This is a genomic window from Sphingomonas sp. PP-F2F-G114-C0414 (assembly GCF_003688595.1).
Taxonomy (GTDB): Bacteria; Pseudomonadota; Alphaproteobacteria; order Sphingomonadales; family Sphingomonadaceae; genus Sphingomonas.
This window is the reverse complement of sequence record NZ_RCWT01000014.1, coordinates 1-16,972: the sequence shown is the minus strand read 5'-3', so window position 1 is coordinate 16,972 and position 16,972 is coordinate 1. Positions and strand designations below refer to the sequence as shown.

The following is a 16,972-nucleotide window of genomic DNA, read 5'->3' as shown; positions in this document are numbered from 1 at the left end:
GGGGACTACCAATGTCGAAGATCACCGCCGCGCTAGAGGCCGCCGTCGCAATCGTTATCGAAAACACACCGGCCGATGGCGCAGCGATGACCAACCGCCAGCGCGTGTATGGCGACCGCGCCTTTGCCGGGATCCTGAAGCTCATCGCCCCGCGCATCCGCCACTTCATCCGCCAATACGGGCTGGTCTCGCATTGGGAGGACGCCGAGCAGTGCTGCGCGATCGGCGTGCACCGTGCGATCCAGGGCTATGACCCGACCAAGGCGCAGTTCACGACCTTCGTGAACTGGCAGCTTCGCGGCGAGCTTCAGGGCCTCCGCTTTCGCCTGATGACCGATCAGCGCCCCTCGGCGAAGAAGGTCTCGGCCGCCACCGTGTCGCTCCATGCCGTGATGTCGAACGCCGATGGCGAGGACATGACGCTCGAGACGATGATCATGGACGAAAATGCGCTGGAGCTGACCGAATCGGGCGCATCCGCGCACATGGCGACGCTCACGCGAACCAAGCTGATCGAGGATTACGTCGATCACCTGCGCGACGTCGGCACCGATCAGCTCGCACGTCGCGCTCGCAAGGCGACTCCGGAGCGTGCACGCGAGATCGCCGGGCCGCGCCTGCGCTCGTCCGTCCATCCGATCGACCCGTCGGACCTCGCCGCGCTGGAAGCCAAGATCGCGCTCCACCGCGAGGCGATCGAACGCCGCCTGTCCGAGGATGCCGAGCAGGACGCCCGGATCGACGACGAGGCGGTCCGCGAGCGGACTCGCCAGGTCGCCAAGCGCGCCACCGCGGCGATCGCCGAAATGGCGGATCGCACGCCACGGTTCGCCGCAGCGCTGTCGACGCCCGTTCCAGCACGCCCCCGCCGCGAATCTATCGGGTCGGTCGCGCTGTGATCTGACGCTGGCCGGTGACAGCGCGCCGGCCACGCTTTTTCGCCATGCCCAAGATAGTTTGTGTCGTCCGCGCCACAGGCATCCTAAACCCTCCTAAAATAGAACAAGGTTTACGGGAGGTTTAGATGCCGGTGCACGATATGACGGATTTGCTGGCCCTCGACAATCCATCCGACATCGACGAACGCCTGATCCGTGCCGCCCGCGATATTGCGTTGATCGGATCGGGATTGATGCAGTGCCAGGGTGCGGTCCTGTTGACGCTGGCACTACCAACTCAAACCAGCGAGGGCGCGCTTGTCCTCACATTATGGGACGAGACGCTCGTCCCCTACCGCGATCCGCGCTGCGCTCGCCCGGATCATCTTCTCGGTCCCGCTGTAGCCACGCTCGAGCGAGCCTCCATCGTATTGTTCGCTCGACTGGCCGCGATCCGGACAGCACGCCACGGCGCCGCCTTCTCCTGTATCGTCACCGACGGAACGGGCGTGGTCCTGATGACGGGGCGGCCACCGCGCGACGCAAGCGCGCTGATCGCCGCCGCGGATCGGCGCGGTACGGCCGTCGCCATCATTCCGCCAGCACCCGACAGCATCTGGACGCTGATGGCCGCCGACCGTCTTTACGCCCCACTCAACTGATCCGACACTCGACCGGTCCGATATCCCGCTTTGAGACATCCTATACCGCTGCGTTTCCGTTGTCATCGATCCGTAATTCTTGATAGGAAGATGACGTATAGGGGAATTGAGCAGTGGAGCAGCGTGAGTGACCGTCCTCACTCGGCAGGATCGGCCGCGTAAGGGGCATTCGAAGCCGTTGGCTGCCGATGTCCTGGCGAATGGCGGAACCGGCGGTGGCGTCATCGTCGCCGATCGCTATCGCTCGGTCGTGTTCCCCAACCGCGTGCGCGAACATCGCCTGAAGCGCGGCCATCCCAAGCTCCTCGCCTTTGCCGGGTCGATCCCCGAAATCCCGTATATCCGCCTGTCGAAGATCGAGCGTGGCGAGGTTTTCCCGCGCGCGATCGAGCTTGTCCGGATCGCGGGAACGCTGGACGTCGAGCCCGAAGATCTGCTGATCGACGTGCAATCGCCGCAGTTTGACCTCGAAACCTGGTTTGCCCCGTTCGCCGATACGGCGGTGCTCGACGATCAGGGTGAGGCGGAGACCGCGGTCGCGCTGGCCGCGGCGATCCGCGCCACACGCGCCGGCGATCCGACGCTATCGCCCGCAGTGATCGATTCCGATTTCGGGATCGCGCCGGTGATCCTGTCGCGGCTCGAAAACGCGCAGAAGGGCCTGCTGCGCTGGGGCGCACCGACGGTCGCTTCGCTGTGCCGGTTCTTCCACGTCGCCGACGAGCAGGCATTGCGCGCGCATCTCGACCAGATGCACGCCTGCGGTGCGCTCGACCAGTTCCTGCACGAGATCGGCGGGCCTGAGGATCGCAGGGCGCGGACCCGGCAACGCATCGCCGCGCTGCGTCAGGAGCTTGCCCACGCCGAACGCGTTTCCGCGCCCGTCGCGCCGGCCAGCGTCCGGAGTGCGTTGCCATCTGGTCAGACGGTCGGCGCCTCGGTTCGGCTCGCGACGGTCTACGGCGTGCCGCTGGCCGACGGCGCGATCGCGATGCAGCCGACCGGCGCAACCGTCGAGCTGCCCAGTTTCGCCGGGCCGCGTGCGTTCGGCCTCCGCGTCGGCCGCGCCCCGCTCGGCAGCGGACTGCCCGGGCATGCGACGGTGATCGTCGATCCGGACCGCTATCCGCAGGCTGGTGGGATCGCACTCGTCAAATCGGGCGAAGGCCACCGCCTGATGGCGGTCTCGCTGGATCCGCGGGGCGCGATGACCGCGCACGGCCTCGATCCGGCGGACTCGGTCGCGCTCGATACGCTCGCCCCTGCCGACGCCGTCGCGGTGATCGCGGCGTATCACGTCTAGGACGGATCGGGGCTAACCCGTCGAACAAACGGCAGAATGTTTCCCCGCGAAGGCGGGGACCCAGACTGGGCTCCCGCCTTCGCGGGAGAACAAGGAGGAGCGGACTGACGGTCGAACGCGGCCCGACCCTTGTTTAAAGCCCAGACTAGTTTCTGAGCCACTCTTCGCCGAATATCGATCGACGCAACGCGTACTCGGATGTCGGAACGAGGCTTTCCTCAGCCTAGCCGAAGAGCACGGCACGTCGGAGTTCGATCGTATTTTTAGATACAAGCCGAGTGCGCTCCGGCTCAAGTCACAGCTCAGCCACCGCTACGGCCCAGTGCGGTCTTCAGCAGCGACTGCTGCTTGCGATAGAGATTGGTCATCGCGGTGAAGTCGGCCTGGATCTGCCCCATCTTCAGCAATTGATCCTCGACCGTCACGTTGTTGCCGTCGGGCTTGGTTTCGCTGACGTCGTGATCGAGCTGGATCCCCCCGCCACCTCGAGGCGCGCGCGCACCCAGCGCGCTCATCGCCCCGGTCAGCATCACGCGAGGGCGCGCGATGCTCGGGCTGCCGCTGCGCCCGCCGGTCTGCTGCGCGAGCAGTTCGGAGAAATCGGGCGCTGCGACGTCGCGCGCCTTGAAGCCCGGCGTTTCCGAATTGGCGATGTTCTGCGCGATGACGCGCTGCCGGTCCGCCAGATGCTTCATCTCGCGCGTGATGCCTGCGAGGATCGAGGGAACGCCCATGTCTAGAATCCCGTGTAGCTTGACGAACCGCCCGACAACCGGGTCAGCGCGGCCTGATAATTGCCGAGTTGTGCCTGCTCGATCGCGGTCGAGCCCGGCTTGCGCCCGTTCGACACACCGGTGTCCGCAAGCAACGCCTTGGTATCGTCCCAATAGAGCGATCGATACGCGGACTGCGCGAACGAGATCGCCTGCGTGATCCGGGACAGCGCGTTGGCCGCCTCGGTCTTCGTATCGAGCCGGAGCGCCTCGTTCAGCCCCAGCGCGAACGCACCGCCGGGCCTGACTTTCGGCGCATCGTCGGGAATCGACGCCGGGCTCGAGATCCGCCGCGCGTCGAGACCGAGCTTGGCGAGCGCATCCTTGCCCGCCGACCCTGCGACGAATTCGATCTCGTTGCCGGGTTTCAGGTCGAGGCGAAGATTGCGGCCCGCACCTTTCAGCGGCGTGGTGACGCTCGCGACCTTCGTCCCGACGAGCTGCCGAACCCGGTCGGCGAGCGTAGACAGCGTATCGTCGTCGCCGATCACGATCTTGCGCAGCGCACCGCCGTTGATCCGGACGGAGAACTCGTCCCCGGCGCGCAGGCTGGTCTGCGCCTCGAGCGTCACCGAATCGCTCGGCGTCAGCGTGCCCCGGTGCAAGCCGATCGCGCCGAGCACGGTGTCGCCGCCAGCGATAGCCGACACGCGCACCGACTCGGTCTTGGCGCCGATCACGCCGAACTGGCTGGTCGTCCCGATCGCGCCGGTCGATGCGTCGATCCGCGCGACGAAGCCGTCGGTGGTCCCGGTCTTGGCCGTACCCAGCGTCCCATTGGTGCGGCCGCCCGCATAGATTTCACCACCCAGGAACGCGACGCTATCGACCTGGTCCTCGCCAGCCGTCGCGACATAGGTGATCGCCGCGCCCGACAACCCGGCGTCGATCCGCGCGACAAAGCCATCGCGCCCAGCCCCGCCGGCGTTCGCCTGCGTCCCCGACAGCGCGGCATCGGTCGCGCCACCGATCGCGATCGTGCCGTCCGCCGCCACTGCGATAGCGCGCGCATCCGCCCTGCCCAGGCCGAGCGTTGCAATATCGGTCGCCAGCGATCGGGCGTCGAGCTTGTGGACAGTTGCTTGACCACTTTCGCTGGTCAGCGCGAGAACCTGTCCGTCGCCCGAGATCGCCAGCGCCTTGACCGTGTCCGCACCGGCGCCACCGATCGTGCGTGTCTCCTTCAACGTGCCGGTCGCGTCCAGCCGCGCGAGATACGCATCGCCGCCGTTCGCCTCGGTCTGGCCGCCGATATAGATCGAACCGTCCGCACCGACCGCCACCGCCGTCGCGGATTGCGCGCCGAGCGAGCGGACCAGAGTTGAGAACGTCTCGCCGCCCGACGCGTCATAGCGCGCGACCATCATGTCGCCGTCGCTGTTGGCGCCGTCGAACCCGCCCGTCACGGTCCCCGCCACGACGATCCCGCCATCGGGCGCGATCGTGACGGCTGCGCCTTGCGCAGAGCCCGCCGCGCCCAGATTGCGTTGCCAGACGACGCTGCCTTCGCTGTCGACCTTGGTCAGGAACAGATCGTCGGCACCGTGCGACAGATTGCCGCCAATATCGCCTGCGGTCGTGCCGACGACATAGCTGAACCCGTTCGCGTCGGTCGCAATCGCCTGTGCATTGGCCGCCGCCGAGATCGTCGTCGCCTTCGCCTTGCCGGTCGTATCGGTCGAGGCGACGACCTCCTGCCGCGCGGTCGCCGCCCGATCGACCGCGCTGATCGTGCCGAGCGTCTTGCGCGTCGGGTCGGTCGTCAGATCGTCGAACCGCGATATCCGCGTATTGGTCGGGGTATCGGGTTCGGTGACGCCGCTCGCGACCATCAGCGCATCGCTCGCGCCGACCTGGTCGATCGACACCGTCTCGAAGCCGGCACGCTCGAGCGACAGCGTCCATTTCTCGCCGGTCTTGGCGGGGACGAACTTGACCGAAGGCCAGCGCGGCACCGGGTTGCCGGTGTCGTCGAGCACCGCATTGCCGCTCGCATCGCGCTTTGGCACCGCGACGATCTTCGCGTTGATCGCATCGGCGACGCTGTCGAGCGTCGGCGGCTGCGGCGTCCCCGACAGATCGACCGTGACACTGTCCGAGACGCCCGGCTGCGACAGGTCGATACGCAGAATTTCCTTGCCGGTCATTCCCGCCAGCGGCGCGGTGCGCGTGTCGTTGACGCCCGTCCCGACGATCGTCGCGGTGCTCAGCGACGATGCCGCCTTGACGCCGACGGTCTGCGCCTGCCGTGCGAGGCTGCCGAACGACAGGTCCATCTTGTCCGACGGCGCCGATCCCAGATAGGTCTTGAGATCAGCCAACCCCTTGGCGAACGCCTTTTCCAGATTGGTGCGTTCGCTCGACGCGGTGGTGTCCTTGGCCGCGCTTTCGGCAAGCAGGCGCAGGCGATCGAGCGCCTTGTACGCGACGAAGGTCGTCTGCACATCGCCGGGCACGCTAGCGCTGCTGCTGCTCGCCTTGTCGATGATCGACTTCATGCTCTTGATCAGCGACACCTGCGACGAGTCGCTGAGCGTCGAGGCCTTCTGCTTCCAGGGCGGCGTCGTCACGGGCGTGGTGAACGCCGCCTTCGCCTTGCGCTGCGCCTTGGTTTCGATCGGCGTCGCCGCGTTGGACGCGGCAAAGGCCGAGAAGGCATCGCTGCCCGTCAACACGCTGAGACCGATCAGGCCATTCGAGAAATTGCTCATGTCTTCCTCTTCGAGCGCCGTCCGGATCGATCGCTCTCTCCTATAATAGGGGGGAAGCGTACGGGCCGGTTCCCGACGCGATCTTTTGGAGCACACGCGGACCATGACGCTGGCCGAACCGCCCGAACTTAAGCGCTATTCCGGCATCGAGCGCGCCGCCGCGCTGATGCTGACTCTTGGCAAGGAGCATGGCGCACCGATCTGGGATCAATTGTCGGTCGAGGAGGTCAAGGACCTGTCGTCGGCGATCGCCCAGCTCGGTCGCGTGCCGTCGCATGTCGCCGAGCATCTGCTCGTCAGCTTCACCGGCGAAGTCACCAGCATGAACGCGCTGCACGGCTCGTACGAGACCGCCGAACGCCTGCTCGACGGCGTGTTGCCGACCGACCGCGTGCGCGAGATCATGGAGGATATCCGTGGTCCCGCCGGCCGGACGATGTGGGACAAGCTGTCCAACGTCAGCGAGTCGGTGCTCGCGCGCTATCTCAAGAACGAATATCCGCAGACCGTCGCGGTCATCCTGTCGAAACTGAAGCCCGAAAACGCCGCCGGCGTGCTCGCGCAATTGCCCCAGGACATCGCCACGGAGGTCATCCAGCGGATGTTGCGAATGGAGACCGTCCAGAAGGACGTGCTGCTCCAGGTCGAGCAGACGCTGCGCAGCGAGTTTATGAACAACCTGTCGCGCGCGCAACGCCACGATCCGCACGAGGCGATGGCCGAAGTTTTCAACGCGATGGACCGGTCGACCGAAGAAGCGATGCTCTACGCGCTCGACGAACACGCTCCCGAGTCCGCCGAGCGGATCCGCGCGCTGATGTTCACGTTCGAGGATCTCGGCGGGCTGGTCCCGCAGGCCGCCGCGGTGATCGTCCGTCAGGCCGACAAGCGACAGATGGCGCTCGCGCTCAAGGGGGCCACCGACGAAATCCGCCGGCTGTTCCTCGGTACGATGACCGAGCGCTCGGCAAAGCTGATGCGCGAGGACATGGCGGCGATGGGGCCGGTCCGCGCGCGCGATTGCGAGGAGGCGCAGACCGCGCTCGTCCGGCTCGCCAAGCAGCTCGCCGACAGCGGCGATATCCTGCTGGTCGATCCGAAGAGCAACGATGCGATGATCGTCTGAGACCATGGACGCAGCCTTTCACATCCGCCCGTTCGCGTTCGATCGCGTGTTCGAAACCGCCGTCCCGCTCCGTACCGCGCATGCGGAGACCGAGGATCTCCAGCTGATGATCGCGACGCTGGAGGCCGAACTCGCGCTCGCCCGTGCCGATTGCGACCGCCACGTCGCGGTCGCCCGGGCGGACGGGTTCGACGCAGGCCTCGCCCAGGCGCAGTCCGATCGCGATACCGCGCTGCTCGCCGCGGTCGACGCGCTCCATGCGACGATCGAGACGGTCGAGGCGGAGCTCGAAAGCGTGGCACAGGAGGCCGCACGCGAGGCGGCATCGGTCGCGATCGTCGCCGCGGAGCTGCTCGCCGGTCGCGCGCTCGTCGAATATCCCGGCGGCGCGATCGACGCGGCGATCGGCCGCGCGCTGCAACAGGTCGCGCGCGGACAGGAGATCGGTGTCGCCGTCGCACCCGATCTGGTCCCCGAGATCGAACGCCTCGTGGCGATCCGCCAGAACGGCGACCGCCGCCATCTCGCGTTGACCGTCCACGCGGATGCCGCGCTGGCGATCGGTGACGCGCATATCCACTGGGACCGCGGCGGCGTCGTCCTCGAAGCCGCAACACGCATCGCCGCCATCGAGGCAGCGCTCGGTCCGGTCCTGGAACGCGTCGACGGTTAACGCTGAATCCTTCCCCGGCAGGGGGAGGATCGAAACTTAGCGCCTTTGCCTTTCGACGGAGCCACACCCTTCCTTGTTCTCCCGCGAAGGCGGGAGCCCAGTCTGGATCCCCGCCTTCGCGGGGAAACAGGCTTACGGCGTGCATGGAATACCTGACGCCTGGCTCCGGGGGCCACCGTTTATGATCGCGCGCAACGCTGCGCGGACCGGTCGGCAAAAGTTTCCGCCCGGCAAGAACTGCCGCCTCGCGTCTCTCCTATAATGAAATCAGGCATTGCTGCCGTTTCGAATGGGGTTTCGCTTGGATCAGATACGGACAGTGTTGGGGCAGATCGGTCGCCAGCGCCTGCTCCTGATGGGAGGAATCGCTGCTGCGCTGCTCGCCGTTCTCGCGGTGGTGGCGACGCGCGGCGGCGACTCGACTATGGGGTTTCTCTACACCGACCTCGACCCGAGCGCGGCGCAGTCGATCGCCGAAAAGCTGAAGGCGCAGAACGTCGCCTTCCAGCTGTCGGCCGACGGCACCTCGATCATGGCGCCCGAGGACAAGCTCGCCGAACTGCGGATGGGCATGGCCGGCGAGAAGCTGGGCGGCAAGATCGGCTACGACGTGCTCGACGAGGAGGAGCCGTTCGGCGTCTCCGCCAGCCGCGCCAAGATGAACGAGACGCGCGCTATCGAAGGCGAACTGGCGAAGTCGGTGGAGACGCTGCAAAGCATCTCCCGCGCGCGCGTCCATATCGTCATGCCCGACCGCGCGATGTTCGCGACCCAGACCACCAAGGCCAGCGCAGCGGTCACCGTGAAGACCAAGGGTCGGCTCGGTGCCGAAGCGGTCCAGTCGATCCGCTACCTCGTATCGTCCTCGGTACCCGACCTGTCGCCCGAGTCCGTTTCGATCGTCGATCAGACCGGCGCGTTGCTCGCCCGCGCGGGCGACGCCGGAACGATGGGATCGAGCGACATCGACGAACGCCAGGCGACCGTCGAATCCGGCATGCGCGACGAGATCGAGGCGATGCTCGCGCCGATCGTCGGTCAGGGCAAGGTCCGCGCCGAAGTCTCCGCCGAGATCGACCGCGACCGCACGCAGGAGGAATCCAACGTCTTCGATCCCGACAAACAGGTGATCGCGCATCAGGTGTCGGTCTCCGGCAAGGATCAGAACGCCGACACGCAGGCCGCTCCGCAAGGCGCCAGCATCGCCCGGCAGCTCCCCGACGCACAGCCCCAGGCCGGCGGCACCGGGACCAACCGCAGCGAAGCGCATGACGAGACGTCGGAGGATACGACCTACGACAACAGCAAGACGCACAGCGTCGTCGACCGCGCACCTGGCCGGATCAAGCGGCTGTCGGTCGCGGTGATGGTCGATGGCGGCGCCAAGGGGCTACCCGCGGCGCAGATCCAGCGGCTGACCCGGCTGGTCGAGAATGCGGTCGGCGCTGACACTGCCCGCGGCGACAGCGTCGTGATCGAAAGCATGGCGTTCGCCGCCGACGACAGCCTCAAGGATACCGACTCCGGCTTCCTGTCGCGGCTGCCCGTCGATCAGCTGTGGATGCTGGGCAAGCTGTTGCTCATCGCCGGGGTCGGGCTGGTCGCGCTCAGGATGATCCGGCCGCAGGCGAACGGCGAAACCGGCACCGCGGCCGAGCGCCTGCTCACCGCGCAGACCGCGGAGCTGGCGGCGCTGCCCGACCAGTCCGGCGCCGTGCCGGGCGGGGTCCAGCGCCCGCTGCTCGAAGCCAACGGCCCCGCGCTCGATGAGGAAATCGCGCTCGCGCAGGTCGATGGCCAAGTCAAATTCGGCGCGCTTCGCCGGGTCGGTGACGCGATCACCGCGGCCCCGCCCGAAGCCGCCGCCGTAATTCGCCAATGGATGAACGCATGATGGATACGCAGATGACCAACCCCGTGCCGCATCTTACCGACCCCGACGACATCGTGCCCGTCGCGTTCCTCGAGGAGTTCGACGACCCCGCCGATGTCGCCGCCGCGGCGATGTCCGGCAATGCCGATCTGCAGGCGGTCTTCGACGTGCCGGTCAAGGTTCACGCCGTCCTCGGCCGATCGAAGATGCTGATCGGCGACCTGCTCAAGCTGAAGGCCGGGATGGTCGTCGAACTCGATCGCCGCGTCGGCGAACCGGTCGACATCTTCGTCAACGATCGCCTGATCGCCCGCGGCGAAGTGGTGCTGATCGACAACATGCTCGGCATCACGCTGACCGAAATCCTCCAGCAGGAAAACCGCGCGTGATCCGCACGGGCGACGACCCCCATCTGCTGTTGATCGGTGCGGATACGGTCCTGAAGGTCGCCGCGCAGATGGCGCGCGACAACGGTGCGACCGTCTCGATCGCGGACGATATCGATACGGCGCTGGCGATCCTGCGCGAGACCAGCGTCGGGCTGGTGATGATCGACGTCGCCGCCGATGTCGCCGGGTTCATCACTAGCCTCCGCGTCGAGGCGTTCGTGGTGCCGGTGATCGCCTGCGGGATCGACGTTCAGGCCGAGCAGGCGGTGGCTGCGATCCGGGCGGGTGCCCGCGACTACGTTTCGCTGCCACCCGACCACGCGCTGATCGCCGCGATCCTCACCAACGCGGCGGCCGCACCACCGGGCACGCTGATCGGCAAGGACGCGAGCTTCGTCCGTGCGGTCGGCTATGCCTGGTCGATCGCACCGAGCCGGATCGCCTTGTCGATCGTCGGTGAACCGAAGACCGGGCGGACGATGCTCGCGCGCTCGATCCACGCGATCTCCGGACGCACCGGGCGGTTCCTGATCGTCGACGCCGCGCACGGCACGCCGACCGCGATCGAAGCCGAACTGTTCGGCCGCGCCGCGGGTGGCGCCCTGCCGCCGCGGCGGGGCAAGCTCGACGAGGCGCGCGGTGGTACGCTGTTCCTCCGTGAGGTCGATCGCCTGCCGCTCGACACGCAGACCCGGCTCGCGCACGCGCTCGCCTCGGGCTATGCGGACACCCGGATCATCACCTCCGCGCACGCCGATCTGGCAGTGTCCGCCGCCGCCGGGACGGTCCATGCAGACCTCGCCGCGCGGCTCGGGACGGTGCGGATCGCACTGCCGCCGCTACGCGACCGGGTCGGCGACATCCCCGCGCTGGCAGCGCATTTTGCGGAGCAGGCCGCGCGCGTCGAACAGATCGCGGTCCGCCCGATCGCCGACTCCGCGCTCGCCTTGCTCGCGCGCCACAGCTGGCCGTGCAACGTCCAGGAACTCGAGGATGTCGTCCACCGCGCCACCGTGCTCGCACGCGGCCCGGTGGTCGGTCCCGACGATCTGGTGCTCGCCGACGGCACGCGGCTGGCACGCACCACCGACGAGGCGACGCCCGGCGTCGACCGTCTCGTCGGCCACACCGTCGAGGATGTCGAACGCGCGCTGATCCTCAAGACGCTTGAGCGCTGTCGCGGCAACCGCACCTCCGCATCGGGCATCCTCGGCATTTCGGTCCGGACGATGCGCAACAAGCTGAAGAGCTTCGTCGAAGCCGGGATCGCGATCATCCCCGCCACCTGATCCGGCCCGCTACCTGCCCTTGCCTCCCTCCTCATCTGATCCGGACCCGCATCGCCATGCCGCCAGTCATCGCCAATTTCCTGCAGCGCATCGGCGCCAATCGCGACATGGCGCTCGCGGTCGGGGTTATCGCGATCATCGGCATGCTGATCCTGCCGATGCCCGGCTGGATGCTCGATCTCGGGCTGGCGCTGTCGATCACGCTGTCGGTGATGATCCTGATGACCGCGCTGTTCATCGACAAGCCGCTCCAGTTGTCGGCGTTCCCGACGATCCTGCTGATCTCGACGATGCTGCGGCTCGGGCTCAATCTCGCCTCGACGCGGCTGATCCTCGCGCATGGCCATGAGGGCTCGCATGCCGCCGGCGGGGTGATCGCGGCGTTCGGCGAATTCCTGATCGGCGGCGAGACCGTGATCGGCCTCACCATCTTCGCGATCCTGATCGTCATCAACTTCGTCGTCATCACCAAGGGCGCCGGCCGTATCGCCGAAGTCGCCGCGCGCTTCAGCCTCGACGCGATGCCCGGCAAGCAGATGGCGATCGACGCCGATCTCAACGCCGGCACGATCGACGAACGCCAGGCCAAGGAACGCCGCGCCGAAGTCGAAGCCGAAAGCGGGTTCTACGGCGCGATGGACGGTGCGTCGAAATTCGTGAAGGGCGATGCGGTCGCGGCGTTGCTGATCACCGCGATCAACGTCTTCGTCGGGCTGATCATGGGCGTCGCGGTGCACGGCGTCCCGTTCGGCGAGGCGTTCCACACCTATACGCTGCTGACGGTCGGCGATGGCCTGGTCAGCCAGATCCCAGCGCTGATCGTGTCGATCGCCGCCGGCCTGCTCGTCTCGAAGGGAGGCGTCGCGGGCAAGACCGGCGCCGCGCTCGGCGACCAGCTCGGCCGCTATCCCAAGGCGTTCGGGATGGTCTCGGTGATGATGGGGATGCTGGCGATCATCCCCGGCCTGCCGTTCATCCCGTTCGCAATATTTTCGGCGGCTTGCGGCTGGGCCGCGTACAAGCTCGATCGCGATGCGCGCACGCGCGTGGTGCAGGATCGCATGGACAAGGCCGCGGCGGATGCCGATGCGATGCCCGACGAGGAACCGATCTCGCGCACGCTGGCGATAGACGCGGTGCGGATCGAGATCGGCTATGCGCTGCTGCCGATCATCAACGACGAACGCCGCGAGCCTCGACTCGACGATCAGGTCCGCGCGCTGCGCCGGCAGATGGCGGTCGATTTCGGCTTCGTGCTGCCATCGGTGCGGATTCTCGACAACATGGCGCTGAAGCCGAACGAATATGTCGTCCACATCAAGGAGACCGAGGCCGCGCGCGGCGAGATCCGGCTCGATCGCCTGCTCGTGATCAACCCGCCGCAGGACTCGCTGTCGCTGCCCGGCGAAGCGACCCGCGAACCCGTGTTCGGCCTGCCCGCTTTGTGGATCGACCGCGAGCTGCGCGACGAGGCGGGGATGCGCGGTCTGACCGTGGTCGATTGCGGCACGATCATCACCACCCACCTGACCGAGCTGGTGAAGGACAATATCGCCGATCTGCTGAGCTACACCGAGACGCAGAAGCTGCTCAACGAAGTCCACAAGGAGTCGGAAAAGCTCGTCGCCGATATCGTGCCGGCCAAGATCAGCGTGTCGGGGGTGCAGCGCATCCTCCAGAACCTGCTCGCCGAGGGGATTTCGATCCGCGACGTGCCGACGATCCTCGAGGGCATCGCCGAGGCGGCGCCGCTGACTTCCAACATCACCCAGATGACCGAGCATGTCCGCGGCCGGCTGGCGCGCCAAATCTCGGCGCAGCAGACGCGCGAAGGAGCAATCCCGATCGTCACGCTGTCGGGCGAATGGGACGAGGCGTTCGCCGAAAGCCTGGTCGGGCAAGGCGACGACCGGCATCTGGCGATGGCGCCGTCGAGCCTGCACGCATTCCTCGCCGCGATCCGCGAGACCTTCGACCGGCTCGCGACCGAGGGCGAGATCCCGTGCCTGCTGACGAATCCGGCGATCCGGCCGTTCGTCCGCTCGATTATCGAACGCGTCCGCCCCGCCACCGTCGTCCTGTCGCAGAACGAAGTCCACGCGAGAGCGCGGATCCGGTCGCTCGGGGTCGTCGGGTGACCGCCGCGCCCGACAGTCCGAGAACCGCCTATAATAAGACCATGATACGCCGATCACCGCGTCGAGGACACGCATGACCCCGCCGAGCTTCTCCGTGTTGCCAGGTCTCGACGCCGTCGCGGTGGCCGGTCAGCGCCCGGCGACGTCGCCCGACACGGGCTTCGATGCGGCGCTCGCCGGAACGGGGTTCGGCCCGACGAAAACGGGGCAAGGATCGCGTATCGCGACGACTGCCGACGCGACGTCACAGCTACCCTTCGCCTCTGCCCGATCGGGTGGCGCACCGATCGTGCTGGCACAGATGGCGGCGGCGTCGTCGCCCCCCGCCCCGCGACTGATCGCCGACACCTACGGGCTCGCGACCGCTATGCCCGCGATGTCGACCCTCGGCGCGCCGTCGGTCGCTGCCACGCCGGGCCCGGCGACGGGCGTTTCGGATACACAAGGCGTGGCCCCTGTGGCGGGTGAAGCGAAGACGGAGTCGACGGACACAGCCGTATCGCCCGCAGTCGCTACGCCGGCGCCGACCACCGAGCTTGCGCGCGCCGACCTCGCGCCGGCGGCTATCGGCAATCGGTCATCGCAGACCGCGCTGCCCGCAACCACGACCGAGGCCGAGGTGAAGCCGTCCACGCCGACCGCTAATGGTACCGGCGACGCAATCTCGTCCTCTCCCGCCGCTAAGCTCGCGCCGGGACCGGCTTCGACGACCGCGATAGCGATGTCGAAAATCGCTTCGCCGTCTCCGAAAGCGAGTCCGATCGCGCCAGCGACTTCGGTGCGCGGCGCGGTCAAGGACACGCCGGCCTCTGAAGACGAGACCGTGGCGGATCGCACGCTGCCGTCGACGAAACAGACTTCGCCAGCGATCGCAACAGTTCTGGCCCCCACCGCGGCGTCGTCCGCCAATCCCGCAATGACGCCAGCTCCAACGGCGGCAGTCCCGGCTGCTGCCACTACGATGACGGGACGTCCCGTCACAGCGACACGCGGCGGGAAAGCCGGCGTGACGCAGACGGAGCCGGACGACACGGCCGCCCCCTCATCCGCACCGAATGCCGAGAACCTGGGCACCGCAGAGAGGTCGCCGGCACCCGACACCGCGCCACCACCCCCGGGCGTGCTCGTGACACCACCGGCAAACGCCGTGGCGCAGATGGCGACGCCGCACCAGGCCGCCGCCAACATCCGCTCCGACGACGATGCGACGCCCCCATCGCCAGGTGCCGGCCGGACCGCGCCACGCTCAATCGCAGCCTCGCCCGACGCCGGGACGCCGACGCAGGCGACCCCAGGCGCGGAGCCCACGGACTCCGCAACGCCCTTTGCGCCGCTGTTGAAAACCGACGCGCTGCCTGCCGGTACCCCGATCGTCGGACAGCAGGCGGACACCGCGTCGGCACTGCAGTCCGCGGTCACGCCCGTGCACGCCCAGGCAATACCGACCGCGGCAAGCGCTCAGCCGCTCGCCACCGCGTCGACACCGACGCCCGCCACGGCCACCGTCACCGTCACGCCAACCCCCGGCCAGATGGGCCACGACATGGGCGTCGCGATCGCGCGCCACGTCCGCACCGACGGTGGCGAGGCGATGACGGTCCGGCTCGACCCGCGCGACCTAGGCCGGATCGAGGTGCGGATGCATTTCGACGACGACGGCGTGCTGCGCGCGGTCGTCTCGGCGGACAATCCCGCCTCGCTCGACCTGTTGCGGCGCGACAGCGCCGATCTCAACCGTGCGCTCGGCGATGCCGGCGTCCGCGCGGATCAGCAGAGCCTCCGCTTCGATACGCGCGCCGGAACCGGTGGCGGTACGGGCAGCGGGGGCAACGGCACGGCCGACGGCCAGCCGCGCCAGCACCAGCCGGCCAGCCCCTATTATTCCGATGACGCCGACGCCGATGGCGGCGCCGACATCGATCCCGTTTGGCGACCGCTCAATCCGCGCGGCCGCATCGACCTGATGGCCTGAGGATGACAGCATGACAGTTTCCACGATCGGCACCGCCCTGACCGCGCAGGATAAGAACGGCACGGTCTCGGGCGCGACCTCCGACTTCAACCTGTTCCTGAAGCTGCTGACGACGCAGATGCAGAACCAGGATCCGCTGAAGCCGATGGATTCGACCGAATACACGCAACAGCTCGCGCAATACACGCAGGTCCAGCAGACCACGAAGCAGACCTCGACGTTGCAGGAGATCCTCACGCAGCTGTCGACGCAGAACATGGCGCAGGCCTCGGGCTTCATCGGCCGGCAGGCGTCGTTCGACACGCCCGTCTCCGGCCTGTCGTCGACCGGCCCGGCGCAATGGGGGTACAAGACCGACCGCGCGATCACCACGCTGACCGCAACGTTCGCGGACGCGTCGGGCAAGACCGTCGCGACGCGCGATATCGCGCCCGACGGACTGACCGGCCGCGTCGCCTGGGACGGGACGCTGGCAAACGGATCGAAGGCGTCGGACGGCGCCTACACGCTGTCGCTGACCGGCATCGATGCGAACGGCCAGGCGGTACCGGTCGACATCACCAGCACCGGTCTCGTCCAGGATGTGGTCGGCGGCGGCGCCGGCGGCTCGGTCACGCTCGGCGTCAACGGCACGCAACTGCCGATGGACAAGCTGATCCGCCTCACCGCCAGCTGAGATCCCCCTGTACTGGCGGTCAGCGAGCCCCGGCGTGCCCCCGCACGCCGGGGCTTTCGCATGTCCGCGGCTGTTGCGAGCGCATGCGACGCCAAGCCTCTCGGAAAACGGTCGCGGCGTCCAGGGTCTCCCTCGTCATAGGATTTGGCAGGCGTAAGCTAAATGGCCGAATTGGGAAGGAAAGCGGACTGGCCGCTTTCGCTGAGGCAGGCCGCGATAGCAGACATTGGGCAGCTGCCGCCTTTCCCAAAAAGGATCGATTCCGAGAACGATTGCGAGATCTCGACCATTCCCGATCGGGATTGCCTGTTAGGTAAGAGTGCCAGCATCGCACGATCAGTATTGAACAATCTCAGTCACACGGCGCTCATCACGCGACGCTTCCAACCCTTCTTGAAGAAGTTCGATTAGATCCCGGCCAGTCGATGACACAAAGTAGTTGGAAAGGTTCGTTATATCCGCCGATATATTCCCGCCCCAGGGCGGTGTCTTGGTGCGATCTTCTATGT

Annotated in this window: 14 protein-coding genes; 11 read left to right on the top strand and 3 right to left on the bottom strand. The window is 67.3% G+C overall.

Annotated elements, in window-relative coordinates; genetic code table 11:
- Window positions 1-11 precede the first annotated feature (11 nt).
- The 3 genes from C8J47_RS16125 (at window position 12) to C8J47_RS16115 (ending at window position 2,843) form a co-directional block, all read left to right on the top strand.
- On the top strand, window positions 12-899 hold the full coding sequence (locus tag C8J47_RS16125) for a sigma-70 family RNA polymerase sigma factor (protein ID WP_183128813.1): 888 nt from the start codon (window positions 12-14) through the stop codon (window positions 897-899).
- A gap of 125 nt (window positions 900-1,024) precedes the next feature.
- Window positions 1,025-1,540 (top strand): hypothetical protein, encoded by a 516-nt coding sequence (locus C8J47_RS16120; protein WP_121886545.1) that lies wholly within the window; start codon window positions 1,025-1,027, stop codon window positions 1,538-1,540.
- Between the two features lie 127 nt (window positions 1,541-1,667).
- The gene (locus tag C8J47_RS16115; RefSeq protein ID WP_147454351.1) at window positions 1,668-2,843 is read left to right on the top strand and encodes a helix-turn-helix domain-containing protein; all 1,176 of its coding nucleotides are present in this window, start codon (window positions 1,668-1,670) and stop codon (window positions 2,841-2,843) included.
- Between the two features lie 302 nt (window positions 2,844-3,145).
- On the opposite strand, the gene C8J47_RS16110 is transcribed toward C8J47_RS16115, so the two are convergent.
- The gene (locus C8J47_RS16110) at window positions 3,146-3,577 is read right to left on the bottom strand and encodes a flagellar basal body protein (protein WP_121886543.1); all 432 of its coding nucleotides are present in this window, start codon (window positions 3,575-3,577) and stop codon (window positions 3,146-3,148) included.
- Between the two features lie 2 nt (window positions 3,578-3,579).
- Window positions 3,580-6,327: a hypothetical protein gene (locus tag C8J47_RS16105; RefSeq protein WP_121886542.1), complete on the bottom strand. Its 2,748-nt coding sequence runs from the start codon at window positions 6,325-6,327 to the stop codon at window positions 3,580-3,582.
- A 103-nt stretch (window positions 6,328-6,430) separates the two neighbouring features.
- Between C8J47_RS16105 and C8J47_RS16100 the strand changes: the two genes are divergently transcribed.
- From C8J47_RS16100 to C8J47_RS16065, 8 genes are all read left to right on the top strand, one after another.
- The gene (locus tag C8J47_RS16100; RefSeq protein ID WP_056055622.1) at window positions 6,431-7,453 is read left to right on the top strand and encodes a flagellar motor switch protein FliG; all 1,023 of its coding nucleotides are present in this window, start codon (window positions 6,431-6,433) and stop codon (window positions 7,451-7,453) included.
- Window positions 7,454-7,457: 4 nt separating this feature from the next.
- Window positions 7,458-8,126, top strand: a complete 669-nt coding sequence (locus C8J47_RS16095; protein ID WP_121886541.1) for a FliH/SctL family protein — start codon at window positions 7,458-7,460, stop codon at window positions 8,124-8,126.
- Between the two features lie 301 nt (window positions 8,127-8,427).
- Window positions 8,428-10,020, top strand: coding sequence for a flagellar basal-body MS-ring/collar protein FliF (gene fliF, locus C8J47_RS16090; RefSeq protein WP_121886648.1), 1,593 nt, complete (start codon window positions 8,428-8,430; stop codon window positions 10,018-10,020).
- Complete coding sequence (gene fliN, locus C8J47_RS16085) at window positions 10,017-10,388, top strand: flagellar motor switch protein FliN (protein WP_231420814.1); 372 nt, start codon at window positions 10,017-10,019, stop codon at window positions 10,386-10,388. The genes fliF and fliN overlap by 4 nt, the downstream gene beginning before the upstream one ends.
- A complete protein-coding gene (locus tag C8J47_RS16080; protein ID WP_259467605.1) occupies window positions 10,385-11,677 on the top strand; it encodes a sigma-54 dependent transcriptional regulator in 1,293 nt (430 codons plus the stop codon). Before fliN ends, C8J47_RS16080 begins: the two co-directional genes overlap by 4 nt.
- A gap of 56 nt (window positions 11,678-11,733) precedes the next feature.
- Entirely contained in the window at window positions 11,734-13,815 is a 2,082-nt protein-coding gene (gene flhA, locus C8J47_RS16075; protein ID WP_121886540.1) for a flagellar biosynthesis protein FlhA, read from the top strand.
- 73 nt (window positions 13,816-13,888) lie between these two features.
- Window positions 13,889-15,787 (top strand): flagellar hook-length control protein FliK, encoded by a 1,899-nt coding sequence (locus C8J47_RS16070; RefSeq protein WP_121886539.1) that lies wholly within the window; start codon window positions 13,889-13,891, stop codon window positions 15,785-15,787.
- 10 nt (window positions 15,788-15,797) lie between these two features.
- On the top strand, window positions 15,798-16,463 hold the full coding sequence (locus tag C8J47_RS16065) for a flagellar hook assembly protein FlgD (protein ID WP_121886538.1): 666 nt from the start codon (window positions 15,798-15,800) through the stop codon (window positions 16,461-16,463).
- A 336-nt stretch (window positions 16,464-16,799) separates the two neighbouring features.
- On the opposite strand, the gene C8J47_RS16060 is transcribed toward C8J47_RS16065, so the two are convergent.
- Window positions 16,800-16,919: a hypothetical protein gene (locus C8J47_RS16060; RefSeq protein ID WP_404969289.1), complete on the bottom strand. Its 120-nt coding sequence runs from the start codon at window positions 16,917-16,919 to the stop codon at window positions 16,800-16,802.
- Between the last annotated feature and the right edge of the window lie 53 nt (window positions 16,920-16,972).

Coding starts and splice junctions, on each gene's coding strand:
- flhA (WP_121886540.1), top strand. CDS start 11,734: ATGCCGCCAGTCATCGCCAATTTCCTGCAGCGCATCGGCGCCAATCGC.
- C8J47_RS16110 (WP_121886543.1), bottom strand. CDS start 3,577: ATGGGCGTTCCCTCGATCCTCGCAGGCATCACGCGCGAGATGAAGCAT.
- C8J47_RS16125 (WP_183128813.1), top strand. CDS start 12: ATGTCGAAGATCACCGCCGCGCTAGAGGCCGCCGTCGCAATCGTTATC.
- C8J47_RS16070 (WP_121886539.1), top strand. CDS start 13,889: ATGACCCCGCCGAGCTTCTCCGTGTTGCCAGGTCTCGACGCCGTCGCG.
- C8J47_RS16105 (WP_121886542.1), bottom strand. CDS start 6,327: ATGAGCAATTTCTCGAATGGCCTGATCGGTCTCAGCGTGTTGACGGGC.
- C8J47_RS16095 (WP_121886541.1), top strand. CDS start 7,458: ATGGACGCAGCCTTTCACATCCGCCCGTTCGCGTTCGATCGCGTGTTC.
- C8J47_RS16065 (WP_121886538.1), top strand. CDS start 15,798: ATGACAGTTTCCACGATCGGCACCGCCCTGACCGCGCAGGATAAGAAC.
- fliN (WP_231420814.1), top strand. CDS start 10,017: ATGATGGATACGCAGATGACCAACCCCGTGCCGCATCTTACCGACCCC.
- C8J47_RS16120 (WP_121886545.1), top strand. CDS start 1,025: ATGCCGGTGCACGATATGACGGATTTGCTGGCCCTCGACAATCCATCC.
- C8J47_RS16100 (WP_056055622.1), top strand. CDS start 6,431: ATGACGCTGGCCGAACCGCCCGAACTTAAGCGCTATTCCGGCATCGAG.